General features: G+C 60.8%; 28 protein-coding genes and 1 tRNA gene. 11 read left to right on the top strand and 18 right to left on the bottom strand.

Annotation, left to right across the window (positions count from 1 at the left end):
• Positions 1-10 precede the first annotated feature (10 nt).
• The 5 genes from QN222_RS21640 (at position 11) to QN222_RS21620 (ending at position 2,966) form a co-directional block, all read left to right on the top strand.
• Entirely contained in the window at positions 11-184 is a 174-nt protein-coding gene (locus QN222_RS21640; RefSeq protein ID WP_283962797.1) for a hypothetical protein, read from the top strand.
• A gap of 76 nt (positions 185-260) precedes the next feature.
• The gene (locus QN222_RS21635; protein WP_283962798.1) at positions 261-707 is read left to right on the top strand and encodes a hypothetical protein; all 447 of its coding nucleotides are present in this window, start codon (positions 261-263) and stop codon (positions 705-707) included.
• Between the two features lie 270 nt (positions 708-977).
• Entirely contained in the window at positions 978-1,409 is a 432-nt protein-coding gene (locus QN222_RS21630; RefSeq protein WP_283962799.1) for a hypothetical protein, read from the top strand.
• 688 nt (positions 1,410-2,097) lie between these two features.
• Positions 2,098-2,565, top strand: a complete 468-nt coding sequence (locus QN222_RS21625; RefSeq protein WP_283962800.1) for a Panacea domain-containing protein — start codon at positions 2,098-2,100, stop codon at positions 2,563-2,565.
• Positions 2,566-2,576: 11 nt separating this feature from the next.
• Positions 2,577-2,966, top strand: coding sequence for a hypothetical protein (locus tag QN222_RS21620; protein WP_283962801.1), 390 nt, complete (start codon positions 2,577-2,579; stop codon positions 2,964-2,966).
• Positions 2,967-3,041: 75 nt separating this feature from the next.
• On the opposite strand, the gene QN222_RS21615 is transcribed toward QN222_RS21620, so the two are convergent.
• From QN222_RS21615 to QN222_RS21605, 3 genes are all read right to left on the bottom strand, one after another.
• The gene (locus tag QN222_RS21615) at positions 3,042-3,368 is read right to left on the bottom strand and encodes a hypothetical protein (protein WP_283962802.1); all 327 of its coding nucleotides are present in this window, start codon (positions 3,366-3,368) and stop codon (positions 3,042-3,044) included.
• Between the two features lie 142 nt (positions 3,369-3,510).
• The gene (locus QN222_RS21610) at positions 3,511-4,068 is read right to left on the bottom strand and encodes a hypothetical protein (RefSeq protein ID WP_283962803.1); all 558 of its coding nucleotides are present in this window, start codon (positions 4,066-4,068) and stop codon (positions 3,511-3,513) included.
• A complete protein-coding gene (locus tag QN222_RS21605) occupies positions 4,052-4,357 on the bottom strand; it encodes a hypothetical protein (protein WP_336621036.1) in 306 nt (101 codons plus the stop codon). Before QN222_RS21605 ends, QN222_RS21610 begins: the two co-directional genes overlap by 17 nt.
• Positions 4,358-4,446: 89 nt before the next feature.
• Between QN222_RS21605 and QN222_RS21600 the strand changes: the two genes are divergently transcribed.
• Positions 4,447-5,034, top strand: coding sequence for a hypothetical protein (locus QN222_RS21600; RefSeq protein WP_283962805.1), 588 nt, complete (start codon positions 4,447-4,449; stop codon positions 5,032-5,034).
• Between the two features lie 37 nt (positions 5,035-5,071).
• Here the strand turns inward: QN222_RS21600 and QN222_RS21595 are convergent, their stop codons facing one another.
• The 7 genes from QN222_RS21595 to QN222_RS21565 all read right to left on the bottom strand — a co-directional run bounded on the left by QN222_RS21595 (position 5,072) and on the right by QN222_RS21565 (position 7,848).
• Complete coding sequence (locus tag QN222_RS21595; protein WP_283962806.1) at positions 5,072-5,668, bottom strand: hypothetical protein; 597 nt, start codon at positions 5,666-5,668, stop codon at positions 5,072-5,074.
• 47 nt (positions 5,669-5,715) lie between these two features.
• Complete coding sequence (locus QN222_RS21590; RefSeq protein ID WP_283962807.1) at positions 5,716-5,904, bottom strand: hypothetical protein; 189 nt, start codon at positions 5,902-5,904, stop codon at positions 5,716-5,718.
• A gap of 35 nt (positions 5,905-5,939) precedes the next feature.
• A complete protein-coding gene (locus QN222_RS21585) occupies positions 5,940-6,176 on the bottom strand; it encodes a hypothetical protein (protein WP_283962808.1) in 237 nt (78 codons plus the stop codon).
• A gap of 90 nt (positions 6,177-6,266) precedes the next feature.
• Positions 6,267-6,515, bottom strand: a complete 249-nt coding sequence (locus tag QN222_RS21580) for a hypothetical protein (RefSeq protein ID WP_283962809.1) — start codon at positions 6,513-6,515, stop codon at positions 6,267-6,269.
• 105 nt (positions 6,516-6,620) lie between these two features.
• Positions 6,621-6,878 carry a hypothetical protein gene (locus QN222_RS21575; RefSeq protein WP_283962810.1) on the bottom strand — a complete coding sequence of 86 codons (258 nt, stop codon included), beginning with the start codon at positions 6,876-6,878 and terminating at the stop codon, positions 6,621-6,623.
• 297 nt (positions 6,879-7,175) lie between these two features.
• Entirely contained in the window at positions 7,176-7,625 is a 450-nt protein-coding gene (locus QN222_RS21570) for a thermonuclease family protein (protein WP_283962811.1), read from the bottom strand.
• Positions 7,626-7,771: 146 nt separating this feature from the next.
• A tRNA-Arg gene (locus tag QN222_RS21565) sits at positions 7,772-7,848 on the bottom strand.
• A gap of 305 nt (positions 7,849-8,153) precedes the next feature.
• Here QN222_RS21565 and QN222_RS21560 point away from each other — a divergent pair.
• The 4 genes from QN222_RS21560 to metH all read left to right on the top strand — a co-directional run bounded on the left by QN222_RS21560 (position 8,154) and on the right by metH (position 14,686).
• Entirely contained in the window at positions 8,154-9,050 is an 897-nt protein-coding gene (locus tag QN222_RS21560) for an ROK family protein (RefSeq protein ID WP_283962812.1), read from the top strand.
• Between the two features lie 27 nt (positions 9,051-9,077).
• Positions 9,078-9,572, top strand: a complete 495-nt coding sequence (locus QN222_RS21555; protein WP_283962813.1) for a heme-degrading domain-containing protein — start codon at positions 9,078-9,080, stop codon at positions 9,570-9,572.
• A gap of 16 nt (positions 9,573-9,588) precedes the next feature.
• A complete protein-coding gene (gene pmi, locus QN222_RS21550; protein WP_283962814.1) occupies positions 9,589-10,746 on the top strand; it encodes a mannose-6-phosphate isomerase Pmi in 1,158 nt (385 codons plus the stop codon).
• A gap of 169 nt (positions 10,747-10,915) precedes the next feature.
• Positions 10,916-14,686, top strand: a complete 3,771-nt coding sequence (metH, locus tag QN222_RS21545; RefSeq protein ID WP_283962815.1) for a methionine synthase — start codon at positions 10,916-10,918, stop codon at positions 14,684-14,686.
• Positions 14,687-14,700: 14 nt separating this feature from the next.
• Here the strand turns inward: metH and QN222_RS21540 are convergent, their stop codons facing one another.
• The 7 genes from QN222_RS21540 to QN222_RS21510 form a co-directional block, all read right to left on the bottom strand.
• Entirely contained in the window at positions 14,701-16,179 is a 1,479-nt protein-coding gene (locus tag QN222_RS21540) for an aldehyde dehydrogenase family protein (protein WP_283962816.1), read from the bottom strand.
• A 111-nt stretch (positions 16,180-16,290) separates the two neighbouring features.
• Entirely contained in the window at positions 16,291-17,886 is a 1,596-nt protein-coding gene (locus QN222_RS21535; RefSeq protein WP_284005588.1) for a GMC family oxidoreductase, read from the bottom strand.
• Between the two features lie 51 nt (positions 17,887-17,937).
• Complete coding sequence (locus tag QN222_RS21530) at positions 17,938-18,939, bottom strand: branched-chain amino acid ABC transporter permease (RefSeq protein WP_283962818.1); 1,002 nt, start codon at positions 18,937-18,939, stop codon at positions 17,938-17,940.
• Positions 18,932-19,819, bottom strand: a complete 888-nt coding sequence (locus QN222_RS21525; protein ID WP_283962819.1) for a branched-chain amino acid ABC transporter permease — start codon at positions 19,817-19,819, stop codon at positions 18,932-18,934. The genes QN222_RS21530 and QN222_RS21525 overlap by 8 nt, the downstream gene beginning before the upstream one ends.
• Positions 19,820-19,822: 3 nt before the next feature.
• Positions 19,823-20,524: an ABC transporter ATP-binding protein gene (locus tag QN222_RS21520; protein WP_283962820.1), complete on the bottom strand. Its 702-nt coding sequence runs from the start codon at positions 20,522-20,524 to the stop codon at positions 19,823-19,825.
• Between the two features lies 1 nt (position 20,525).
• Positions 20,526-21,308: an ABC transporter ATP-binding protein gene (locus QN222_RS21515; protein WP_283962821.1), complete on the bottom strand. Its 783-nt coding sequence runs from the start codon at positions 21,306-21,308 to the stop codon at positions 20,526-20,528.
• A 12-nt stretch (positions 21,309-21,320) separates the two neighbouring features.
• A complete protein-coding gene (locus QN222_RS21510) occupies positions 21,321-22,526 on the bottom strand; it encodes an ABC transporter substrate-binding protein (protein ID WP_283962822.1) in 1,206 nt (401 codons plus the stop codon).
• 248 nt (positions 22,527-22,774) lie between these two features.
• Here QN222_RS21510 and QN222_RS21505 point away from each other — a divergent pair, with 248 nt between their 5' ends.
• Complete coding sequence (locus QN222_RS21505; protein ID WP_283962823.1) at positions 22,775-23,722, top strand: LysR family transcriptional regulator; 948 nt, start codon at positions 22,775-22,777, stop codon at positions 23,720-23,722.
• A gap of 13 nt (positions 23,723-23,735) precedes the next feature.
• On the opposite strand, the gene QN222_RS21500 is transcribed toward QN222_RS21505, so the two are convergent.
• Positions 23,736-23,936: hypothetical protein (locus QN222_RS21500; RefSeq protein WP_283962824.1), on the bottom strand; the 201-nt coding region annotated here is incomplete at its 5' end.

Genomic DNA, 23,936 nt, shown 5'->3' with positions numbered 1-23,936 from the left:
AGAGACCAACATGGACAAGGTATCGAAAGCCATCGCCGCCGCCGCCGGCGGCGCCATCACCGGGACGGCCGGAATTCCCTTTATGCCGGATGATACGCCCTGGTACGGCTATCTGGCGCTCTACGCGCTCACGATCGGTCTGCCGGCGCTGCTCACCTATTTCGCACCGAAGAACGCGCAGTAACAACAAGACAGGCCGGCTCTCATCCTCGGGGGCCGGTCTCTTTTCATATCCATCGCATTGCATACGAGGGGTCTATATGGGGACGATCGAGGAAGAGACCATGGGACTTCCAAAGCGCGCTCAAAAGCTAGAATGGAACCTAAATTCGATCCTGAACCTGATCACCCTCGTCGGGATGATCGGTGGCGGAGGCTGGATCTGGGCCAACACCACGCGCGACATCGACGAGCTCCAATCTTGGCGCACATCGGTCGAGCAGTCCCAGAAGGATCGCCTGGCTGAAAGTAGAGAGCGCGACGGCCGAACGGACGAACGCTTCCGCGGGCTTGAGGCCGAAGTCCGCAAGATCGACAACCTCACCTACCGGGTCACGGTGCAGGAGCAATCCAACGCTACGATCACCACGGCGATCAAAGACCTGCAGACGTTGATGAGTCAGCAATCCGGCGACCTGAAGGTGATGAAGGAAATTTTGCAGCGGCTCGAGGATGGCGGCCGACGTGGAAACCAGCTTCGGCAATGAGGCTGCTGCAAACAAAGACCGGCATGCCTGCGCGGATCCGGGGTTCTGTTCATGGGGTGGTTCGGAGCGAAGGTGGAGAAGGGCGGGTGAGACTCTTCGGGAAGTAATGACTTCGCATCTAAGAGAGACTATATGGAGCATATGGCGACAATGGCTTTAAGTTTCCCAGATTTTGGTGACCTCCTACGGCATATGCTGTGGGAGCCGCGCACAGTTGCGCGAGAACCGATATCTGTTCTCGACCATGGGGAGCGGTTTAGGCAGTCTAGCTTGACGGATATCGCCGCTCTTGATGCCGATCTTGATGCTTGGATCGAAGAGGGTATGCGCATCCGCGCACAGGTGTGGGAAATGCCCCGGACCGAGACTGAGGCGTCTGAGGAAGCCCAGTTGCTTGGTCAAGTCATAGAGATTTTCGAGGCAAATCGTCTGCGCGAAGCTAAAGATTTGGGCAGGATGCAAAAGGCTTTCCGGAGAGATCAAAAAGCCGCAGAGAAAATATCGAAGAGCGCGGCAGACATTCTTCGGGAGGTCGATGGTCGGCTGCTATCGCACCTTGAACGGTCGATCGAAGCGCGTCTGGAATTCGCCCTTTTCATGCGTGCTCATCGCGCAGAACTGGACACTGATTCTCGCGGCGGCCCGGTATTCGACAACACCACCGATCTCGAAGCCTATCTGAACTCGATCATGGCTTCATGACCGTTAAGATATCGATCGAGAAGACATTTGAGCGAGAATTGCGGCGGTTACCTCCCGATCGACAACGCGCAGTCGCGCGAGCCTTGGTCAAGTTTCAACAGGAACCCGCTTTGCCAAGTCTCGATTTTCGCCCCCTTGCAGGTGCGCCTGGGTATTTCATAATTGATCCCCACAAGGGCGATCGTATTGTTCTTCGGCAGGATGCGGTTGATCTATTTGCTGCTGTGGATGTGGGGCCACATGACAACGTCTATCGGCGCTGGAATCGGTGAATTTCGCGCGTCAGAAGGGCGGGTGAAGCAGAGGGTCTGGCGGTTGGCTACTGCAACCAGGCGCCGATGAAGATTGTCACTGCGATGACCAATGTCGCAGCACTCACGCCAACGATGGTTTCGGTGTAGTCGTCCATTTCGGCAGTCTAGCTGTCGGTTCGTGACAGTAGCGTGACAACTGCGTGACGCGATCTGGCGATTGATTTAGCCACATTTGGTTCAGCCTTCCTGCATGATCTCAGTCAGAAAAGTTTTCCATCGTACGTTCAAAGGGTTGAAGTTCTGCGATTCGTTAACTAACAACTTGTCAAGTGGTGAGGGGGTGTAATCCCCCAAGAATCGCATTATCTATGTTGTGTCGGCCGCTGTACTCTCGGTCGGGACGTTTCAACGCACTGACATAGAAAGGAGGAAGCATGCACGACAGCAGAGTTGTCGCCAATCGGTTCCTCCAATTGGCGGATCAAGCTGGTGATAGTCTGACCCCCATGCAGCTTCTCAAGCTGGTCTACATCGCGCATGGATGGATGCTTGGTCTTTATGGTCGGCCCCTCATCAGGGACGAAGTGCAGGCTTGGCAATACGGTCCGGTCATTCCGCGGCTGTACAACGCGACTCGGCAGTTCAGAAGCCACCCCGTCATTGGCCCATTGCCCGCCCGCGATGACGAATTGGATAGGCATGAAAGCAGCATCGTCGATCAGGTCTACCATATCTACGGGAGCATGACCGGACCGGCGTTGTCGCGTCTGACGCACGCAAAGAACACGCCGTGGGATTTGACATACGTGCCAGGTGAGTTCGGCCTCGAAATTTCGAACGACATAATCGAGGACCATTATCAAAGGCTCGCCGAAACGACCGGCAGCACCCCAGATCCATAGGGTGTGCGTGTTTGCTGGATAGCGATCTCAAGAAGATACCCATAGGCCATCCCGACGCCTCCCCTCCGGAGGCGTCGCATCTAGCCGTCGATTCCGCGCTCAAAGAGGCCGAGCTTCTCGGCAGTAATTTAACGGCCGAGCAGATCAAGCGTCGAGCCGAGGCGAACGAAGCGAATAGAAATGAGAAATTTCGAAACCACTTCGAAAAAATCGCAATCCTGTCCTTGTGGGGCTTTTTCGTCCTCTTTACCGGCTTAATCTCAGCTTGGTTTTGGCACTATCTCGCGCCAGTGGCGTGGCATTGGCTGACCGCCGAGCAATTGACGAAAGTTCAGACGCTCGCGACTGGCGGTATTGTGGCGACAATAGCCGCGGGGCATTTGAAGAAGCGGCTGGGGTAGTGGGCGAGCCTACCCACGATTAAGCAAACCATTCGGAGGATCGAGGCCAGCCAGCGCGACGGCTCAACTGCGAGTTCAAGGGCGCGTCCGCATCCATTCCTCATGGTCGAGCATGCACTGCAGGTCCTCCGGGACCATGCCAGGCCATTCGCATCGTAGAATGGCCTCGTAGCATGCCTCCGCCTCGAGCGCCGCCGCCCTTGCCGATTCGGCCTGACCGTTCGGTCGCATCCACTTGCTGGCGTTCTTTGCGTGGTTCCAGGTCATGTACCAGTGCCACCAGCCCATATGATACCAATGGATGTGCGCGATTAGCCGGCCGCCGTCGTAGCCCGAAAAGTGTTTCGGGGCATCTGGCCACGTCTGCCGCCATTTGTATTTCGGTCTGGGGAGATCGGGCATGCGTTAATCCTCCTCGGGTGAGGTTGTCGATTTCTCGCATGTCACTGATGGCGCGCCGCCTCGCCGGGTCGCGTTCTGAATATGTTCACGTCATCCGCAGAGTCAATGCGGACGCTCGACGCTGCGACTGTGCTGACCTAAATCATTCGGACCTTATGGTTGGATTGCTTTGCAGAAAATCCAACATTGATCGCCAAGTCTCGAATAGCATAGGCGTCGCCACGCGACTCAGACTATCATGTGCAGTTCCAAGCTTCTCCAAATGTTTCAGAGCCGTTTCGGGAACTTTGATGAAGCGAGTGGATTCGTTCCACTCGCGCTGTTGGAGCATATACGCACCCTCCCTAATCCGCTCCTTCGTCTTAGTGTCCCTCTTGTAAGACAACACCGGAATTCCGTGGATCAGCGCGTCCCTTTGCGGCACTAATTTTTCCAACGCCTTCAAAGCTTGCAGTGCTTCCTGATCTCTATGCTGTGGGTCATCGAACAGCTTGGGCTCATGCTCGATCAGTCTGCGCATGTATGAAAGTCGGTGGCCGTCGCCATTTAGCTGAGCGAGGCCCAAGCGAATTGCCGCGAAATTCTCGAAGCCCATCTCTTCCGGGAGAGAATATACTAGGCTCATGGCGTGGCCCCATTGGACGACAATCTTCCCAAGAACGGCTTCAGTCTTGAGCCACTCATCATGATCTTTGAGCATCTACCGACCCATCCAACACAATCTTCAATGTTCTAATGACTTCCGCTGCGTCGATTAGGATATCCCGGATCTCGGTCGCAGAAAGGCCATCCGCCCGGGCCGCCGCCACCTGCAGATCAATCACGACATCCTTCGCTCGGTTGCTGCTCAGTATGCCGACCTCCTCGCGCATGTCACGTATTGTGGCGATCGATCGATTGATCAGCCGTTTGACCTCGAACGCGGACAGCCTGTCCGCTTCGTTCGCGGCTCTAATCAGTTCGGCGATGAAGTCGGCCGTGAGGCTCATTGCTTGGTTTGGATCATTGTTGGGGAAAACACAAATCGTGAATTCGCGACTCAGGCTCGCCTCGATGAAATGCACCCAGGAGGTGCGTCATGTCGCTTGCCTATTATGCCCGGAATACCGCCAGCGCTGAACGTACCAGACGCAGGATAAGGCGCGAGGGAGTCAACATGAAAGGCGACAGGCTTTGGACCGACGAGGAGCGGGAAATCGTCAGGAGGCTGGCGCCAGACTATGATGCAATGGTGAAGAAGCTTCCGCACAGGACACGCATAGCCGTGGTCAGCCAAGCCGCAAAAATGGGACTCCGGCCGAAAATCCACATTTGGACGGCTTCAGAAATATCGAAACTCCGGAAGATGTACCCAACAGCTTCGGCAGAGGAAATTGTCTCGGCCTTTCCACACTCTACCTGGGTGAACATTCAGCAAGCTGCTCGCTACCATGGTTTCCGCAGGGCAAGAAAGCCCTACAAGCGGACTGGCATTGAATCATTGGATGACATTCGCGAGAAGTGCTTTTATCACCGGTTGACGATGGCCGATCTAGACAACATGTGCAAGACAAAGACCTACTTCACGAGTATGCGATGGAAAGGAAAAAAGCGCGTAAATTATCGCGCTATTGGCCGCGCGATCGAAGCTCTCGACGGCAGACTTTCGGTTCAGTGGAACGATTGAAGGCGCTCACGCAGTTGGCGCCGCAGTCACCCGAAGATCACAGCACCGGGTATTTCGAACGGTGCGCGTGCAAGTCGTGCATCGCCTTCTGCCCTGCCTTTGTCAGCCAGATTTTTTCGGGGTTTCCATGGCGGTCAGTATCTGCGCTTGCGCGGATGAATCCTCGTTTTTGCAGCGACTTCTGCGTGCTTGGGCCGAAATCCTTGAGCTCGTGCCAGTCGACCCGAACCTGGGCACCGCGCTCAAACAGGTACTCCATTGCTTTTTGCTCTCTCCAGTTCAGCGGCGGCTGAATTGGCTCTGGCGGATCGGCTTCGTCAAGCTCCTCCCTCCGTTCATTTTCATAAACCTCCTCCCAGAATTCAGTGTCCTCCTTCCATGTCTCGTAGACCATCGCTTGTTGTGGCGCCGGGTCTAGCCGTCGCACGATAATTGCCCACCCGGTTGCGCCGCCCGCCTCCATAAAATAGCGACGTTGCACCGAGTAAAAGCAAACACCGAGAGCCGTGAAGTCTGAGCACAAGACGTCCCCGACGTTGGGGCATATGCCGCCGTACCAACTGATAGGAGTGCTGGAAAGCTCGTGCAGCTTTCCATCCTGCTCGAGCTCGTAGATGCGGATCTCAATGTCCATTCCAGCGACGTCCCTCTTGGGCTGATCTTCCGCCCGAGCTGCGGCTTTCAGAAGTCGAAGTCCCAGTTCTCCGGACCGTCTGGGGCCAGGCCATCGTCGAGAAATGAGACATCACCAGAAGCCGGGAATATCTTCACCTCCAGTGTGCGAAGGTCGACTTGCACGACCGCGCCCACCTTCTTGGCGGCGCGAAGAATCCGCTCGAGGTCGGCTTGGCGGAAATTCGTTCGGCTCATCTGTCGTAACTCTGCTGGGACGCGTTCCGTTCGTGTCAGACAGTGGCCCGCCAATCGTTGCCGTCGGCAGTAGCGCCATCCACCGGCCACTCCAGCATAGCAAGCTCGATCTCGGAGACTATCCATATCTTGCGGCTGCGCCATCGTCGCGGCTGAGGCAGAAAGCCTTCCGCTACCATGAGATCGACGCTGTTTACGCTTACCCCGAGTGCCAGAGCGACCTCGTTGCGATTGAGGCCGAGGCGCGGGACAGACCGATGTTCCGATTTCAAGCTATTGTCCACTTCCCAAGCCGTTGTCGACAAGCGCCATGTCCTCGGGCGCGCCCAGCGCCACAAAGAGCTCGATTTCAAGACCCCCAATCAGCCGAGATTGACGGGCTTGATACCTGAAGCATTTTCGACGAGCACGACGGCAGCGCCAAGCATGTGGGCTGCCTTCTTCTGGCCCAACGCGGTGAAGTTCTGCTCGTGCTGCCGGAGATGTTGCAGAATCAATTTCGGATCGGCGCCGGCCAACATGGCTGCGTTCATCGAAACATTGATCATCATGAATAGCGCCATCTCTGTCTCGCTGAGTTGGCTTTCAAGCACCTGAAAGTCTACCGCCATTTTCTCCTCCTCACGTTCTGAGCGAAAGAAGTGACACGATACACCCAAGAGTCAATGCCTGGACGTGGCCTCGTAGGGGGGCGGGCCATGCAGCCTTGCGCACCACTAACCCGCCACGAGCGCTTTCAGTGTGCGACATAGTCCCCATGCCACGTCTTGGCTCATGCGCAGTCTGGCGACCACCTCGGCCTTCCTTTGGCCGTCTCCGTCCTGGGTGATCGCTGCGAAGGAGATGCGGACGATTCCACCCTCCGAAGCTAATTCGGTCACCACATCCACGTGCAGCGGCTGCGCGCCTGCGTCGAAGATGACGACCACGTCATCAGGCCCGTCGCCAATACGGATCTTTCCGACGTTCGGCATTTCCTATGCCTCCGACCGACAAAGGTTGAAAGCATAAGAGATATCGCTTATACGATCAATAAGCGATATCGTTTATACCTAGACGGAGGCTGGTTTGACTAACTTTCCGATATCGAATAATCCTCGCCGCATGGGGCGGCCTCCATTGAAAGTGAAGCCTATTCTTGTGCGGCTGCCGGAGGGCGTGCCCGAGCGGATAGACGCGCTCGTAGGCAAGAACAAGCGGGCGGAATTCATCCGCCAAGCTGTAGAGGCAGAGCTAGCCAGGCGAGAAGATGCAAAGCCCCGCGAAGGGGACTAGAAGCCGCACCAGCGGTTACCTTTGTTCGGCCACCGCTGCGCCAATCCCTCTTGAAGCAAGATGCGGCCGGCGTCGCGACCGTCGGCAAGAACTATCCTCACCAGACTACGGCGATCGGAAGTATGATCCTTCTCACCGCTCTCGACGAGCCGGTATCCGGCTGACATGAGCACCAGCAAGCGCCGAGTCGCTTCCTTCCCGATTTCCTTCTCCTGACCGCACTCCGCCTCAAAGGTCTCCGGCGCGTCGATATCCAGTAGGCGCCATTTGACGCCTCTCTCCCATCCCGTGTCACCATCCACAAGGCAGGTAACCCGGCGCGCCGCCCTATCACCTCCCGAACAGATCTCGATTGCCCGTGCTGACTGCGCCGCCGTTATGGCGGTGCCGAGGACAATTGCTGCGGCTATTCCAGTTCGCACCAGAGCAATCCTCCTACGCTGCATGTTGCACTCCATGTTGCACGGAGTCGCCGCAAAGCGTTGGTAATGCTTGAAAACCAAGGGTATTTGTTGCAAGGCGGCGCGACATGTTTTTACCGATACGCTCGGGGCTTTTGGATGGTAAGTCATTGAATTTATTTGGATGGTTTTGGTGATCCCGGCGCGATTCGAACGCGCGACCCCCAGATTAGGAATCTGATGCTCTATCCTGCTGAGCTACGGGACCACTCGGTATAGACCCATACAAAAGCGAGGCTGTTTCGCCAAGTGTTTTTGCAGGACGTCCTGCCGATTTGCGATAAGCCGCCTCGCACTTTTCCGCATCTCACTCTACAGCGCCGCGCGTCTTATCAGACGCGCAAAGGTCGCTGTAGGATTTGAATTGCTGCATAATTTTGTCCTTAAATCGAACAGGATTTAAGGAATTATGCAGTAGCATCTGCAACGCTGCAGGTGCTAAGCAAGGCCGGCGGCGGCCGGAGGAGCGTCCTGCCGATTCCCTCGACATCCATCCTGAGATCTGATCCACACATGTTCATCGGAATTGATTGGGGCGGCACGAAAATGGAAGTCATCGCGCTTGACCGCGATGGCGAAACGCGCGCCCGGCACCGTGTCGCAACGCCGACCAGCGGCTATGACGACTGCATTCGCGCGGTGATCGAACTCGTGGCTGCAGCCGAACAGACGGCCGGCGCGCGCGGATCGATCGGCATAGGCATTCCCGGCAGCCCCAATCCGCGCACCGGCATCGTGCGCAACTCGAACGCCGTCCTCATCAACGGCAAGCCGCTCGGCCGCGATCTCGAAGCCGCCCTCGGCCGCGAGGTTCGGCTCGCCAACGACGCCAATTGCCTTGCCGTTTCCGAGGCGGTGGACGGGGCCGGCAAGGATGCCCGCGTCGTCTTCGGTGTGATCGTTGGCACGGGACATGGCGGCGGGCTTGCGATCGAGAAGAAGGTTCATGCGGGCTACCAGGGCGTTGCCGCCGAGATCGGGCACTATCCGCTGCCCTGGATGACGCGGGACGAATATCCCGGCCACAAGTGCTGGTGCGGCAAGCTCGGCTGTCTCGACATGTATGCCTGCGGCACCGGACTGGAGCTCGACTACCGCACGACGACCGGCGTCGACCGCCGCGGCAGGGATATCATCGAGGCGAAGCGCGCCGGCGACCCCGTGGCGATCGGTGTCTATGAACGCTTCGTCGATCGTCTTGCCCGCAGCCTCGCGCTGCTAACCAATGTTGTCGATCCGGACGTCTTTGTGCTCGGCGGCGGCATGTCCAATGTCGACGAGATCTACGGCGAACTGCCGGCGCTGATCACCAGGTACATCTTCGGCGACAGTTTCGAGACGCCGATCCGCAAGGCGGTGCACGGCGACAGTTCCGGCGTGCGCGGCGCCGCCTGGCTCTGGAAAAGCTGAGCCCTGACCTGAGAGCAAGGAGATATCATGAACATCGACAACGATCTGCGCCGCATTGCGCTGCAGGAGCGGGAACTGCAGTTCGAGCAGTTCAATCTCGACACCGCCTGGGAACTCGGCTCGACGCTTCGGCGTATGGCGGCGGAGCGCAAGCTCGGCGTGGTCATCGACATCACGCTTTTTTCCATGCAGGTCTTCTACGCTGCGCTCGAGGGTGCGACGCCGGACAATCCGAACTGGGTCAGGCGCAAGCGCAACACAGTCTTCCGGCTGTTCAAGAGCAGCTATGCGACCGGCCTCGGCCTGTTGAAGCAACAGACGAACCTACAGGCGAAACTCGGCCTGCCGGATGCCGAATACGCGGCGCATGGCGGCAGTTTCCCGATCGTCGTCAAGGGCACGGGCTGCATCGGTGCCGTCACGGTTTCCGGATTGCCGCAGCGCGAGGACCATAATCTCGTCGTCGAGGCGCTGGCGGAACTGTTCAAGGCCGATCACGCCGCGCTGAAGCTCGAGGACTGACAGGAACGGACACGGAATGGATATTCACTCGCAGGCGCGCGAACTTGCCGGCTGGCTTGCGGACGCCGCCTTGCCGCTCTGGCGGCAAAAGGGTTTCGACGCGGCCGGCGGCGGCTTCGTCGAGACGATCGACATCAAGGGTCAGCCGACGCGGGCCAATCGCCGTTCGCGCGTGCAGCCGCGGCAGGTCTACTGCTTCGCGGAGGCCGGACGGCGGGGCTGGCCGGGGGACTGGCGTACGGTTGCCGAGGCCGGGCTTGCCTATTTCGATCGTGTCTATGGGCTGCCAAGCGGCTTTTACGGCGCGCTCGCCAACGCTGACGGCGAGCTGATCGACCCATCCTTCGATCTTTACAACCAGGCCTTCGCGCTGCTTGCTTTCGCCTATCTGGCGCCAGTCTTCCCGGAGCGGAGCGGCGAGATGGCCGAGCGCAGCAATGATCTCAGGCGAAAGCTCGAGGGCCATTGCAAGCATCCGATCGCGGGGTTCGAAGAGAACAATCCGCCCCGCCTGCCGCTCGGTTCCAATCCGCATATGCATCTCTTCGAGGCGTGCCTCGCGAGCGAAACGGTCGAAGGCTTCGACCGGGTGGCCTGGGCCAACCTTGCCGACGAAATCGCCCAGCTGGCGATGGATCGTTTCGTCGATGCCGAAACCGGTGCGCTGCGCGAATTCTTCGACCATGACTGGACGCCCTTTCCGGGTGAGAAGGGCCGTGTCGTCGAGCCGGGCCACCAGTTCGAATGGGCGTGGCTCCTGCTTCGCTGGGCCGAGCGGCGCGGCAGCGCCGAAGCCATCGCCAAGGCGCGGGGGCTGTTCGAGATCGGTGAGGAGCATGGCATCTGTCCGAAGCGCGACGTCGCGATCATGACGCTTCTCGATGATTTTTCGGTGGCCGACCCGGTGGCGCGGCTCTGGCCGCAGACCGAATGGCTGAAGGCGGCGATCCGCTTTGCCGCCCTGACCGAGGGTGAGGAGCGCCAGCGTTACCTCGCCTCGGCGTCGCGGGCAGCCGCCGCCCTCGACCGCTTCCTTCAAACGCCGATCCGCGGTCTCTGGCGCGACAAGCAGCAGGCGGATGGTGCATTCGTGGAGGAGCCTGCGCCGGCAAGCAGCTTCTATCACATCGTCTGCGCGATCTACGAGCTCGAGGATTGTCTCCGGCGGATATGAGACGCCCGTTCGGGAACGTCGTGTAAACTGCTTCCACAGGGCCTGCTGCAACCGCGGCGGGCCCTTTTTATTTGCCGACGGCGAAATTGTGATTGGCGCGTATGTTGACATAAAGATATGTTTATGTGAGTAAATCGAAAGTTGTCGTTTTCAGAACGGGGGATTTCCCATGCCCGCCATCGAGACCCTTTTCGGAGATGTTTCGCCCAAGCCTGACGGTTCGGAAATCCTTTTGGCGTTGAAGCAAGCGGCCAGCGAACGCATCCTGATCATGGACGGCGCCATGGGCACCGAGATCCAGCAACTCGGCTTCGTCGAGGATCATTTCCGCGGCGAGCGCTTCGGCGGCTGCTCCTGTCACCAGCAGGGCAATAACGACCTCCTGACGCTGACGCAGCCGAAGGCGATCGAGGACATCCATTACAGCTACGCCATCGCCGGCGCCGACATCCTCGAAACCAACACTTTCTCCTCGACCCGCATCGCCCAGGCCGACTACGGCATGGAGGACATGGTCTACGAGCTCAACCGTGACGGAGCACGGCTGGCGCGGCGCGCCGCGAAGCGTGCGCAGGCCACGGACGGCAGGCGGCGTTTCGTCGCCGGGGCGCTCGGGCCTACGAATCGCACCGCATCGATTTCCCCGGACGTCAACAATCCCGGTTATCGCGCCGTCACCTTCGACGATCTGAGGCTTGCCTATGGCGAGCAGGTCCGCGGCCTGATCGAGGGTGGCGCCGACATCATCCTGATCGAGACGATCTTCGACACGCTGAACGCCAAGGCGGCGATTTTCGCCACGCAGGAAGTCTTTGCCGAGAAGGGGATTCACCTTCCGGTGATGATCTCGGGCACGATCACCGATCTTTCCGGACGCACGCTTTCCGGCCAGACGCCGACCGCTTTCTGGCACTCGGTGCGACACGCCGCCCCCTTCACCATCGGGCTCAATTGCGCGCTCGGCGCAGGCGCGATGCGCGCCCATATCGACGAGCTTTCCTCGGTTGCCGATACGCTCGTCTGCGCCTATCCGAATGCCGGCCTGCCGAATGAATTCGGCCGCTATGACGAGAGTCCCGAGGCGATGGCGGCTGAGATCGAGGGTTTCGCCCACGACGGGCTCGTCAACATCGTCGGCGGCTGCTGCGGCTCGACGCCCGCCCATATCCGCGCGATCGCCGAAGCCGTCGCCAAGTATCCGCCGCGCAAGGTCCCGGAAATCGAACGGCACATGCGGCTTTCCGGCCTGGAGCCGTACACGCTTACCAAGGACATTCCCTTCGTCAATGTCGGCGAACGCACCAACGTCACCGGCTCGGCCAAGTTCCGCAAGCTCATTACCGCCGGTGACTATGCTGCGGCGCTCGACGTGGCGCGTGACCAGGTCGCGAACGGCGCCCAGATCATCGACATCAACATGGACGAGGGCCTGATCGATTCGACCCAGGCGATGGTCGAGTTCCTGAACCTCATCGCGTCCGAGCCCGATATCGCCCGCGTTCCGGTGATGATCGATTCGTCCAAATGGGAGGTGATCGAGGCGGGCCTCAAATGCGTCCAGGGCAAGGCGCTGGTGAACTCGATCTCGCTCAAGGAAGGCGAGGAGGCGTTCCTGCACCACGCGCGTCTTGTGCGCGCCTATGGCGCGGCCGTCGTGGTGATGGCCTTCGACGAGAGCGGCCAGGCCGACACCAGGGCCCGCAAGGTGGAGATCTGCAAGCGGGCCTATCGGCTGCTTACCGAAAAGGCGGGCTTCCCGCCGGAGGACATCATCTTCGACCCGAACATCTTCGCGGTCGCGACAGGCATCGAAGAGCACAACAATTACGGCGTCGATTTCATCGAGGCGACACGCGAGATCATCGCGACGCTGCCGCATGTCCATGTCTCGGGCGGCGTATCGAACCTCTCCTTCTCATTCCGCGGCAACGAGCCGGTGCGCGAAGCGATGCACGCCGTCTTCCTCTACCACGCGATCCAGGCTGGCATGGACATGGGCATCGTCAATGCCGGCCAGTTGGCCGTCTACGACACGATCGATGCGGAGCTTCGCGAAACCTGCGAGGACGTCGTGCTCAACCGCCGGGCGGACGCGACCGAGCGCATGCTGGAGATTGCCGAGCGTTATCGCGGGCGGGGCGGCGCGCAGGGCAGGGAGAAGGATCTCTCCTGGCGCGAATGGCCTGTCGAAAAGCGGCTGGAGCATGCGCTCGTCAACGGCATCACCGAATTCATCGAGGTTGATACCGACGAGGCGCGACTTGCGGCCGAGCGGCCGCTGCATGTCATCGAGGGTCCGCTGATGGCCGGCATGAACGTCGTCGGCGACCTCTTCGGCTCGGGCAAGATGTTCCTGCCGCAGGTGGTGAAGTCGGCTCGTGTGATGAAGCAGGCAGTCGCCGTGCTTTTGCCGCACATGGAAGCGGAGAAGCGCGCCAACGGCGGCGGCGCACGCGAGAGCGCCGGCAAGATCCTGATGGCGACCGTCAAGGGCGACGTGCACGACATCGGCAAGAACATCGTCGGCGTCGTGCTCGCCTGCAACAATTACGAGATCATCGATCTCGGCGTCATGGTGCCGTCTGCGAAGATCCTCGAGGTGGCGAAGGAGCAGAAGGTCGACATCATCGGGCTTTCCGGCCTCATTACGCCTTCGCTCGACGAAATGGTCCATGTCGCCTCCGAACTCGAGCGCGAGGGCTTCGATATCCCGCTTCTGATCGGCGGGGCGACGACGAGCCGCGTGCACACCGCCGTGAAGATCAACCCGCGCTACAGCCTGGGCCAGACGGTTCATGTCAACGACGCCAGCCGCGCGGTCGGCGTCGTTTCCAGCCTGCTCTCTCCGGCTGCGCGAGGCGCCTATACGGAGACTGTCCGCGCCGAATATCACAAGGTCGCCGATGCGCACGCGCGCAACGAGGCGGAGAAACGGCGCCTGCCGCTGTCGCAGGCGCGCGCCAACGCGCAGAAGCTCGATTGGGCGAGCCATCGTCCGAAGGCGCCCTCCTTCCTCGGGACCCGCGTTTTCGAAGACTGGGACCTGGCGGAGCTTGCGCGCTATATCGACTGGACGCCGTTCTTCCAGACCTGGGAACTGAAGGGCACGTATCCGAAGATCCTCGACGATGAGAACCAGGGGCCGGCGGCGCGCCAGCTCTTCGACGATGCCCAGGCGATGCTCCGGCAGATCGTCGCGGAAAAATGGTTCGCGCCGAAGGCCGTGGTCGGGTTCTGGCCCGCCGGCACGGTCGGTGACGACATCCGCCTGTTCACAGATGAGGCGCGCGACGCGGAACTTGCGACCTTTTTCACGCTTCGGCAGCAACTGACGAAGCGCGACGGCCGGCCGAATGTTGCGCTTGCCGACTTCGTGGCGCCGGTCGACAGCGGCACAAGGGACTATCTCGGCGGCTTCGTGGTGACCGCCGGCATCGAGGAGGTGGCGATCGCCGAGCGCTTCGAACGTGCCAATGACGACTATTCCTCGATCATGGTCAAGGCGCTTGCCGACCGTTTCGCTGAGGCCTTTGCCGAGCGCATGCACGAATATGTGCGCAAGGAGCTCTGGGGTTATGCACCCGATGAAGCCTTCACGCCTGAGGATCTGATCGGCGAGCCTTATGCCGGCATCCGCCCTGCGCCCGGCTATCCGGCCCAGCCCGATCACACCGAAAAAGAAACGCTTTTCCGCCTCCTCGATGCCGAGGCGGCGATCGGCGTCGAGCTGACGGAGAACTATGCCATGTGGCCGGGCTCGTCGGTTTCCGGTCTCTATATCGGCCATCCGGACGCCTACTATTTCGGTGTCGCCAAGATCGAGCGCGACCAGGTCGAGGACTATGCGGAGCGCAAGGCGATGGGTGTTCGCGAGGTCGAGCGCTGGCTCTCGCCGATCCTCAACTATGTGCCGATCCCGGAGGCCGAGGCGGCGGAGTAGGGAACCGATTCGTGCTAGTCCTTGACGTACCAACCCCAGGGTTCGTCGGCATCGAAGCTGGTGATCTGCTTCACCTCCAGATAGTTGGCGAGCCCCCAGCGGCCGAGTTCGCGGCCGATGCCGGATTGCTTGTAGCCGCCCCAGGGTGCTTCGGTGAAGGTCGGCTGCGAGCAGTTGATCCAGACGATGCCGGCGCGGAAGGCGCGCGCGACGCGTTCGCAGCGCATCCTGTCCTCGGACATGACCGCGGCGGCGAGGCCGAAGCGGCTGTTATTGGCAAGCCTGATCGCCTCCTCTTCATCGCTGAACGGCATGAGGCAGACGACGGGTCCGAAGATTTCCTCCCGCCAGGCGAAGCTATCCTCCGCCACATCCGTCAGCACTGTGGGCTCGATGAAATAGCCGCTGTCGAAGCCGGCCGGGCGGCGGCCGCCGGTTGCCACTGTCGCGCCGTCCTGTCGCGCCCGCTCGATCGTGCCGAGAATCTTGTCGTATTGCCCCTTGGAGACGATCGGGCCGAGCAATGTTCCCTGATCGAGGCCGTTGCCGATCTTGATCCTGGCCGCTTCCTCGGTCAGCCTTCTCAAAACGGCATCGTAGATCGGCTCTTCTATGAGCACGCGCGACGTCGCGGAGCAGACCTGTCCCTGGTTCCAGAAGATACCGAACATGATCCATTCGACCGCCTTCTCGATATCGCTGTCGGCAAAGACGACGAAGGGCGATTTGCCGCCGAGTTCGAGGCTGATGTTCTTGATGTCCTGCGCCCCCGCCATCATGACCTTGCGACCGGTCGGCACCGAGCCGGTGAAGGCAAGCTTGTCGACGAGCGGGTGTTCGGTCAGCGGCTCGCCGGCATCCGGTCCGGTGCCGGTAACGATGTTGAGAACGCCGGGCGGCAGGTCGATTTCTTCGGCGATCCTGCCGAGCTCGAGCGCCGTCAGCGGCGTGAGTTCGGATGGTTTCAGCACGATGGTGCAGCCGGCGGCAAGTGCCGGAGCAACCTTCCAGGCGACCATCAGTAGCGGGTAGTTCCAAGGCGTGATGGCGCCGACGACGCCGAGCGGTTCGCGAACGGCTTTCGAGGAGAAGCGGCTGTCGGCGACCGCGATCGGTTCCTCGGCATTGTCGTCGAGTTCTTCGGCGAGGCCCGCATAGTAGTTGAAGCACCCGGCTGCGTCGTCGATATCCCAGAGCGCTTCCGGCAGCGGCTTGCCGTTGTCGGTGACTTCGAGCCTCGCAAGCGCGTGGCGTCGCTCGTCGATCTTTCCGGCGATCGCCCGAAGGTAGTGCGCTCGCTCCGCGCCCGTCAACTTCGGCCAGGGACCGCTGTCGAACGCGATGCGAGCCGCCTTGACCGCGTGATCGACGTCGTTCGAGGTCCCTGCCGCCGCCTTGCAGATCACCTCTTCCGTCGCCGGGTTGATGACATCGATCGTGCCGCCCTTGCGCGGTTTTTCCCATTTTCCGTCAATGAAAAGCTTATCCTGCATGCCGCTCCCCATGTGTAGCACGCCAGTATGGCCCACGCGGCTGTCGTCGCGCCAGCCGCTTTTTTGCTGCGCCTCAACGGGTCTGTCTGCGTCACAGGGTTGTCGCGGCTCTCATCGGTCCGCCGCGACAATCATCTCCGCCGCCTTTTCCGCGATCATGATCGTCGGCGAATTGGTATTGCCGGAAGTGATCGTCGGCATGATCGAGGCATCGGCAATGCGCAATCCCTTGAGCCCGCGCACGCGCAACTCCGGATCGACGACGCTTTCCGCATCGGCGCCCATGCGGCAGGTCCCGACCGGGTGGAAGATCGTCGTGCCGATATCGCCGGCAGCGCGTGTCAGGTCTTCGTCCGTTTCGTAAGCCGGGCCCGGCTTGAACTCGACTGGATTGAAGCGGGCAAAGGAGGGCTGAGAGACGATGCGGCGCGTGAGGCGGATCGCCTTCACGGCCACGTCGCGATCGGCTTCGGCAGTCAGGTAGCGCGGACGAATGTCGGGCACGGCCGCGAAGTCCGGTCCCTTCAGATGCACCGAGCCACGGCTTTCGGGTCTCAGGTTGCAGACACTGGCGGTGATTGCCGGGAAGGGGTGCACGGGTTCGCCGAACTTTTCCAGCGTTACCGGCTGGACGTGATACTGCAGGTCCGGTGTTTCCTTTTCCGGACCGGACCGGGTGAAGATGCCGAGCTGGCTCGGCGCCATCGCCATCGGGCCGGAGCGGCGGGCGAGATATTCTAGGCCGATCGCCGCCTTGCCGAAAAGCGAACTGGCCTTCTCGTTGAGCGTCGGCACGCCGGTGACCTTGTAGGCGAGCCGCAGTTGCAGGTGATCCTGCAGGTTCTCGCCGACGCCGGGCAACTCGTGGCGCACTTCGATGCTGTTTTGGCGCAGGATGTCCGGGCGGCCGATGCCGGAGAGTTCGAGAACATGCGGCGAGCCGATCGAGCCGGCCGCAAGCACCGTCTCGCGCCGGGCATCTGCGCGCTTGGTGACGCCGTCATGCTGGAATTCGACGCCAGCAACGCGACCTTCCTCGATAATCAGCCTTTTCACATGCGCCTTTGTCAGGATGACGAGATTGCGCCGGTGTCGGGCAGGCTTGAGGAAGGCCTTGGCCGTGTTCCACCGAACGCCGGAGCGCTGGTTCACGTCGAAATAGCCGGACCCTTCGTTGCTGCCGCGGTTGAAATCCTCCGTTTCGGGAATGCCCGCTTCGCCTGCCGCCTTCTGAAAGGCATCGAGCACTGCCCAGCGGACACGCGCCTTCTCGACCCGCCACTCGCCGCCCGCACCGTGCATGTCGTCGGCGCCGCGATAATGGTCTTCGGATTTCCTGAAGAGCGGCAGCACGTCCTCCCAACTCCAGCCGGCGCAGCCGAGCTGGCGCCAGAGGTCGTAGTCGCGCGCCTGGCCGCGCATGTAGATCATGCCGTTGATCGAGGAGCAGCCGCCGAGCACCTTGCCGCGCGGGTAGAAAAGCGACCGGCCGTTGAGGCCCTCCTCCGCGGCGGTCGTGAAGCACCAATCCGTGCGGGGATTGTTGATGCAGTAGAGATAGCCGACCGGAATATGAATCCAGTGATAGTTGTCGCTGCCGCCGGCTTCGAGCAGCAGGACGCGGCGATCCGGATTTTCCGAGAGACGGTTTGCGAGCACGCAGCCAGCGCTACCCGCTCCGACGACAATGTAGTCGAACGTGTCCATGGGCTTTCTCTAATTTCGCGGCCCAGCACGCTCGGCGCCGGGCCGTAAGCGTCAGTGCTTGTGGCGATGCTCGAAGCCGAGCTTGCGGCCGAGGCGCGAGTTGTAGAACTCTCCGACAATGCCGCGGCGGAAGAGCAGCACGCAGGCCATGAAGACAAGACCGGTGACGATCGTGACCGGGAACTCCGACGTTGCCAGGTAGTTCTCAAGCGTGACGACGAGGCCGGCGCCGAAGAGCGGCCCGATCAGGGTGCCGATACCGCCGAGCAAGGTCATGAGGATGACTTCGCCCGACATCTGCCAGCCGACATCGGTCAAGGTCGCGAACTGGAAGACCAACGCCTTCACGCCGCCGGCCAATCCGGTCAGCGCCGCCGACATCACGAAGGCCGCGAGCTTGTAGTTCCTCACCGAATAGCCGAGCGAGATCGCACGCGTCTCGTTCTCGCGGATCGATTTCAGGATCATGCCGAAGGGCGAGTTGATGATCCGCCAGATGATGGCGATGCCGATCACGAACACGGCGAGCACGAAGTAGTACATGTTCGTCGACTGCGAGAGGTCGATGAAGCCGAAAAGATGGCCGCGCGGTACCGACTGGATGCCGTCCTCGCCGTGCGTGAACTCGGCCTGGAGGCAGAAGAAATAGAACATCTGCGCCAGCGCGAGCGTGATCATCGCGAAATAGATGCCCTGGCGGCGGATGGCGAAGAAACCGATGACAGCTCCGAGGAGCGCGGCGCCAACGACGCCGACGAGGATGCCGAGTTCGGGCGGCACGCCCCACTCCTTGACGACGTGCGCGGTGAAATAGGCCGCGCCGCCGAAGAAGGCGGCATGGCCGAAGGAGAGCAGCCCCGTATAGCCGAGCAGCAGATTGAACGCGCAGGCAAAGAGCGCGAAGCACAGGATCTTCATCAGGAAGACCGGGTAGAAGAACAGGGGCGCAAGCAGCAGCAAGACGAGGCCCACGCCGAGAAAGATCGTCTGGGCGACGACCGGCGAGCGTTCCTTCTGCTTCTCGAGTTCGAGTGTCAGCGTCATATCAAGCATCCCGGCCGAAGAGGCCCGCGGGTCTCAGCAGGAGAACGATGGCCATGATCACGAAGATCACGATATTGGAGGCCTCCGGATAGAAGACCTTGGTCAGTCCCTCGGCGACACCGAGCATGTAGCCGGTGATGATCGCCCCCATGATCGAGCCCATGCCGCCAACGACGACGACGGCAAAGACGATGATGATGATGTTCGATCCCATCAGCGGCGAGACCTGGTAGATCGGCGCTGCCAGCACGCCGGCGAGCGCCGCAAGGGCCGCGCCGAGACCGTAGGTCAGCGTCAGCAGGAACGGCACGTTGATGCCGAAGGACTGTACGAGCACCGGATTTTCCGTTGCGGCGCGCAGATAGGAGCCGAGTTTCGTCTTCTCGATGACGAGCCAGGTGCCGAGGCACACGGCGAGCGAGAAGGCGATCACCCAGCCGCGATAGACGGGCAGGAACATGAAGCCGAGATTGGTGCCGCCCGTAAGCAATGCCGGCGTCGCATAGGGCTGGCCAGAGGCGCCGTAGAGATAGCGGAACGTTCCTTCGACGGTTAGTGCCAGGCCAAAGGTGAAGAGCAGGCCATACAGCGGATCGAGCGAATAGAGGCGCCTCAACATCGTACGCTCGATGACCGCGCCGAGGAGGCCGACGAGAAGCGGCGCGAGGATAAGGGCCGGCCAGTAGCCGATGCCGAAATACGACAGGAGCAGCCAGGCGGCAAAGGCGCCCAGCATGTATTGCGCACCATGGGCGAAGTTGATGACGCGCAGCAGGCCGAAGATGATCGCAAGGCCGAGGCTCAACAATGCATAGAAGGAGCCGTTGATGAGCCCGATCAGAAGCTGTCCGAGAAAGGCCTGGAGCGGAATTCCGAAAATCGTGGTCATGGCCTACACTCCGAGCACATCATGCAGCATGTCCATGCGCTGGGAAAGCTCCGAAACCGGGAACTCGCCGGCGACGCGGCCATGGTCCATGAGATAGAAGCGATCGGCGACTTTGCTCGCGAAGCGGAAGTTCTGCTCGACGAGCAGGACCGTCATGCCGCGCTCCTTCAGTTTCTTCAAGACGTCGCCGATCCGCTGGACGATCACCGGGGCGAGCCCTTCCGTAGGCTCGTCGAGCAGCATCATACGCACTCCGGTTCTAAGGATGCGCGCAATCGCCAGCATCTGCTGTTCGCCGCCGGAGAGCTTGGTTCCCTGGCTGTTGCGACGTTCGTGCAGGTTTGGGAACAGTTCGAAAATCTCGTCGATGGTCATGCCGCCCCGGGCAACCGCCGGTGGTAGCAGCAGGTTTTCATAGACCGAAAGCGTCGAGAAGATGCCGCGCTCTTCGGGAACGAAGCCGAGGCCGCGATGGGCGACGCGGTGGAGGGGCACCCGGATCAGATCCTCGCCGGCGAAACTGATCTCGCCTTTTCGTTCGCGCACGATGCCCATGATGGCACGCAGCGTTGTCGTTTTGCCGACGCCGTTGCGTCCGAGCAGCGTCACCATCTCGCCCTCGCCGACAGTCATGTCGACACCGTGAAGAATATGGCTTTCGCCGTACCAGGCATTGAGGCCCGAGACCTTGAGCAGAGGTTTCATGTCAGGTTTCCTCCGTGCCCATGTAGGCGGTGCGCACCCGCGGGTCCTCCGACACGGTGGCATAGTCGCCCTCGGCCAGAATTTCGCCGCGCTGCAGCACGGTGACATGGTGGCAGAGCGTGGCGACGACCGAGAGATTGTGCTCGACCATCAGAACCGCGCGCTCGCGCGCCACGTCGCGGATGATCTCGGCGACCATGCCGACGTCCTCGTGGCCCATGCCGGCCATCGGTTCGTCCAGCAGCAGCACCTTCGGATCGAGCGCCAGCGTCGTCGCGATCTCGAGCACGCGCTTGCGGCCATAGGAGAGGTCGGCCGCGATGGCGTTGCGCTCCTTTTCGAGGCCGACGGAGCGGATCAGCTGATCGGCCTTGGCGTTCAAGGCATCGAGTGCGGAAAGCGGCTTCCAGAATTGCGTTGCAAGGTTGTTCGGCCGCTGCAGGGCCACGCGCACATTGTCGAGCACTGACAGGTGCGGGAACACGGCCGAGATCTGGAACGAGCGCACAAGGCCCATGCGGGCAACCTTGTCCGGCGCGGTGTTGGTGATGTCTTCACCGAGCAGCGTGATCGTGCCGTGTGTCGGCTGCAGGAACTTGGTCAGCAGGTTGAACACCGTGGTCTTGCCGGCCCCGTTCGGGCCGATCAGCGCATGCACGCGGGCATGATGGACGTCGAGATCGACATCCTTGACGGCCGTGAAGCCGCCGAAGTCACGGCGGAGACCGCGGGCGGACAAAACCACCCGCGGCGCTCCATTCTGCGAAGGCATGGTCGCGGTCATCGATCCGCCCGATCAGGACTTCACGAGATCGCAGCCGCTCTGGGCCGGGTCGATGAAGGCGTCCTTGCCGGGGATGGTCGCGAGAACCTTGAAGTAGTCCCAGGGTTCCTTGCTCTCGTCCGGCTTCTTGACCTCGAGCAGGTACATGTCGTGGATCATCCGGCCGTTCGGCGCGACCGTACCGTTCTGGGCGAAAACGTCGTTGACGGGGAGTGCATGCAGTTCCTTGGCGACCGCGTCGGCGTCGTCGCTGCCGGCCTTCTCGATTGCCTTCAGATATTGCAGCACGGCCGAATAAGTACCGGCATGGACCATGTTCGGCATCTTGCCGGTGCGCTCCATGAAGCGCTTGCCGAATTTCGCGCTTTCCTCGTCGCGGTTCCAGTAGAAGCCCTCGGTGAGCGTCAGCCCCTGCGCCGCTTCGAGGCCGAGGCCGTGGACTTCCGCCAGCGTGAAGAGCAGCGCGGCGAGGCGCTGGCCCCCCTGGACGATGCCGAACTCGGCAGCCTGCTTGATGGCATTCGAGGTATCGAGGCCGGCATTGGCAAGGCCGATCACCTTGGCACCGGAGGACTGCGCTTGCAGCAGGAAGGAGGAGAAATCGGTGGTCGCCAGCGGATGGCGGACGGCGCCGACGACCGAACCGCCGTTTTCCTTCACGAAATTGGCGGTGTTTTCTTCAAGCGAATAGCCGAAGGCATAGTCGGCCGTCAGGAAGAACCAGCTGTCGCCGCCCTGTTTGACAAGCGCACCACCCGTACCCACGGCAAGCGAATGGGTGTCATAGGCCCAATGGAAGCCATACGGGCTGCATTGTTTGCCGGTGAGCTCCGTCGTGGCCGCGCCGGTAACGATGTTGACCTTCTTCTTCTCCTTGGAGATTGCCTGAACCGCGAGCGCCACGGACGAGGTCGTCAGCTCCATGATGCTGTCGACCTGCTCGGTGTCGTACCATTGCCGAGCGATGTTGGACGCGATGTCAGGCTTGTTCTGATGGTCGGCTGTCACCACTTCGACCGGTACGCCAAGCACCTTGCCGCCGAAATCCTCGACTGCCATCAGCGCCGCCTCGTGGGAGGACTTGCCGCCGAAATCGGCGTAGACGCCGGACTGGTCGTTGAGAATGCCGATCTTGACCTTACCGTCCGACGCGTCGGCGAGTGCCGCCGTGCTGCTCGCGAGCACCATTGCAAGCGTGGCCATCAGTTTCTTATGCATCATGTCTCCTCCCAGGACTTTCAGAGTTGGGCGGGCGAACCATCGCTAAGGACGCGCGACGGTACCGACACGCTTTTTCGGCGATATCGGCGGAGATTCGATCCACTCGGCTCTGTTCAAAATTGGCCAGACATGCTCCTCAGATGTCGGCTCAATGCTTACAATCCCGAAAATTCTGCTTGGATGCAAGCGGGCCAAACCGTAAATTACAAACAGGGTCTGTTCATTTTCGAACAGAGGGGGCGAGCATGAATCCGAATTTCACCTGGGACGACCTGCAATTCTTCCTGGCGGTCGCTAGAACCGGGCAACTGTCGACTGCGGCGCGGCGGCTCAGGACCAGTCATGCGACCGTGTCGCGCCGCATCGATCGGCTGGAATTCGCGCTCAAGGTCAAGCTGTTCGAGCGCAATCCGCGCGGCTACGTGCTGACCACCATGGGGCAACGTTTTGTCGAGACGGCCGAGCGGATCGAACGGGAGACCGAGCAACTCCAGCTCGATATCAGCGACGGCATGACCGCACAACGCGGCGTCGTCCGCATGTCCATCCTCGAAGGCTTCGGCAACTTCTTCCTGTCGGACCGGCTCGCAGCCTTTGCCAACCGCTATCCGAATATCTCGCTCGAACTCGTTGCGATCCAGCAGATCATGTCGCTGTCGCGCAAGGAGGCCGATATCGCCGTCGCACTCGCCGCGCCCAAGGCTGGCCCATACCATTCGGAAGTGCTGACGCCCTATACGCTCCATGTCTATGGCGCGCGCAGCTATCTCGCCACGCACCCGCCCATCCGCAGCCGCAACGATCTCGGCTCCCACCGTTTCGTCGGCTATATCGAGGACATGATCTTCACGCCGGGGCTCGACTATCTCGGCGAAGTGCAGCCGGGACTTCGGGCCCATTTCCAGAGTTCGAGCATCCTGACGCAGCTGAAGGCCGCGCGGCAGGGATTGGGTCTCTGCGTCCTGCCGCATTTCATGGCGCGCGACGAGCCCAATCTCGAGATCGTGTTGCCGGAGGAAATCGAGCTCAAGCGCACCTACTGGATGATCTGCCATCGCGACCTGATCGCCGTACCGCGGGTTCGCGCGGTACGCGACTTTCTGGTTGAGGCCGTGAGCGAGAACCGGTCGTGTTTTCTGCGCGAAAGATCGGTGCCGGGGAGCAGCCATCGGCGCGCCCTTGAAGCGCAATAATGCGTTAACCATATTAAGGATGGAGGCTAAGGCTCGCATCTTCGCTGCCGAAGCGCAAAATGCGGGGTTGTTGGAAGCGATCCGGTCCCGATTTTCCGCTTCGATTAAAATAGCACAACGATTTCAGCATCTTATCTTTTTTTGACGATTTTTTGAAAATGGATGTTGACGTGTCGGAGGTGGTGGGTCTATAAGCCCGATCACTGACGAGGGC

The organism is Sinorhizobium sp. 6-70, from assembly GCF_030124375.1.
Classification (GTDB): Bacteria; Pseudomonadota; Alphaproteobacteria; order Rhizobiales; family Rhizobiaceae; genus Sinorhizobium.
This window is presented reverse-complemented; position numbering and strand designations above follow the sequence as displayed.

What these genes read in the sequence shown, in the direction of transcription:
- QN222_RS21640 (WP_283962797.1), top strand. Translation starts at nt 11, where the DNA reads ATGGACAAGGTATCGAAAGCCATCGCCGCCGCCGCCGGCGGCGCCATC.
- QN222_RS21635 (WP_283962798.1), top strand. Translation starts at nt 261, where the DNA reads ATGGGGACGATCGAGGAAGAGACCATGGGACTTCCAAAGCGCGCTCAA.
- QN222_RS21625 (WP_283962800.1), top strand. Translation starts at nt 2,098, where the DNA reads ATGCACGACAGCAGAGTTGTCGCCAATCGGTTCCTCCAATTGGCGGAT.
- QN222_RS21615 (WP_283962802.1), bottom strand. Translation starts at nt 3,368, where the DNA reads ATGCCCGATCTCCCCAGACCGAAATACAAATGGCGGCAGACGTGGCCA.
- QN222_RS21610 (WP_283962803.1), bottom strand. Translation starts at nt 4,068, where the DNA reads ATGCTCAAAGATCATGATGAGTGGCTCAAGACTGAAGCCGTTCTTGGG.
- QN222_RS21605 (WP_336621036.1), bottom strand. Translation starts at nt 4,357, where the DNA reads ATGAGCCTCACGGCCGACTTCATCGCCGAACTGATTAGAGCCGCGAAC.
- QN222_RS21600 (WP_283962805.1), top strand. Translation starts at nt 4,447, where the DNA reads ATGTCGCTTGCCTATTATGCCCGGAATACCGCCAGCGCTGAACGTACC.
- QN222_RS21595 (WP_283962806.1), bottom strand. Translation starts at nt 5,668, where the DNA reads ATGGACATTGAGATCCGCATCTACGAGCTCGAGCAGGATGGAAAGCTG.
- QN222_RS21590 (WP_283962807.1), bottom strand. Translation starts at nt 5,904, where the DNA reads ATGAGCCGAACGAATTTCCGCCAAGCCGACCTCGAGCGGATTCTTCGC.
- QN222_RS21580 (WP_283962809.1), bottom strand. Translation starts at nt 6,515, where the DNA reads ATGGCGGTAGACTTTCAGGTGCTTGAAAGCCAACTCAGCGAGACAGAG.
- QN222_RS21575 (WP_283962810.1), bottom strand. Translation starts at nt 6,878, where the DNA reads ATGCCGAACGTCGGAAAGATCCGTATTGGCGACGGGCCTGATGACGTG.
- QN222_RS21570 (WP_283962811.1), bottom strand. Translation starts at nt 7,625, where the DNA reads ATGCAGCGTAGGAGGATTGCTCTGGTGCGAACTGGAATAGCCGCAGCA.
- QN222_RS21560 (WP_283962812.1), top strand. Translation starts at nt 8,154, where the DNA reads ATGTTCATCGGAATTGATTGGGGCGGCACGAAAATGGAAGTCATCGCG.
- QN222_RS21555 (WP_283962813.1), top strand. Translation starts at nt 9,078, where the DNA reads ATGAACATCGACAACGATCTGCGCCGCATTGCGCTGCAGGAGCGGGAA.
- pmi (WP_283962814.1), top strand. Translation starts at nt 9,589, where the DNA reads ATGGATATTCACTCGCAGGCGCGCGAACTTGCCGGCTGGCTTGCGGAC.
- metH (WP_283962815.1), top strand. Translation starts at nt 10,916, where the DNA reads ATGCCCGCCATCGAGACCCTTTTCGGAGATGTTTCGCCCAAGCCTGAC.
- QN222_RS21540 (WP_283962816.1), bottom strand. Translation starts at nt 16,179, where the DNA reads ATGCAGGATAAGCTTTTCATTGACGGAAAATGGGAAAAACCGCGCAAG.
- QN222_RS21535 (WP_284005588.1), bottom strand. Translation starts at nt 17,886, where the DNA reads ATGGACACGTTCGACTACATTGTCGTCGGAGCGGGTAGCGCTGGCTGC.
- QN222_RS21530 (WP_283962818.1), bottom strand. Translation starts at nt 18,939, where the DNA reads ATGCTTGATATGACGCTGACACTCGAACTCGAGAAGCAGAAGGAACGC.
- QN222_RS21525 (WP_283962819.1), bottom strand. Translation starts at nt 19,819, where the DNA reads ATGACCACGATTTTCGGAATTCCGCTCCAGGCCTTTCTCGGACAGCTT.
- QN222_RS21520 (WP_283962820.1), bottom strand. Translation starts at nt 20,524, where the DNA reads ATGAAACCTCTGCTCAAGGTCTCGGGCCTCAATGCCTGGTACGGCGAA.
- QN222_RS21515 (WP_283962821.1), bottom strand. Translation starts at nt 21,308, where the DNA reads ATGACCGCGACCATGCCTTCGCAGAATGGAGCGCCGCGGGTGGTTTTG.
- QN222_RS21510 (WP_283962822.1), bottom strand. Translation starts at nt 22,526, where the DNA reads ATGCATAAGAAACTGATGGCCACGCTTGCAATGGTGCTCGCGAGCAGC.
- QN222_RS21505 (WP_283962823.1), top strand. Translation starts at nt 22,775, where the DNA reads ATGAATCCGAATTTCACCTGGGACGACCTGCAATTCTTCCTGGCGGTC.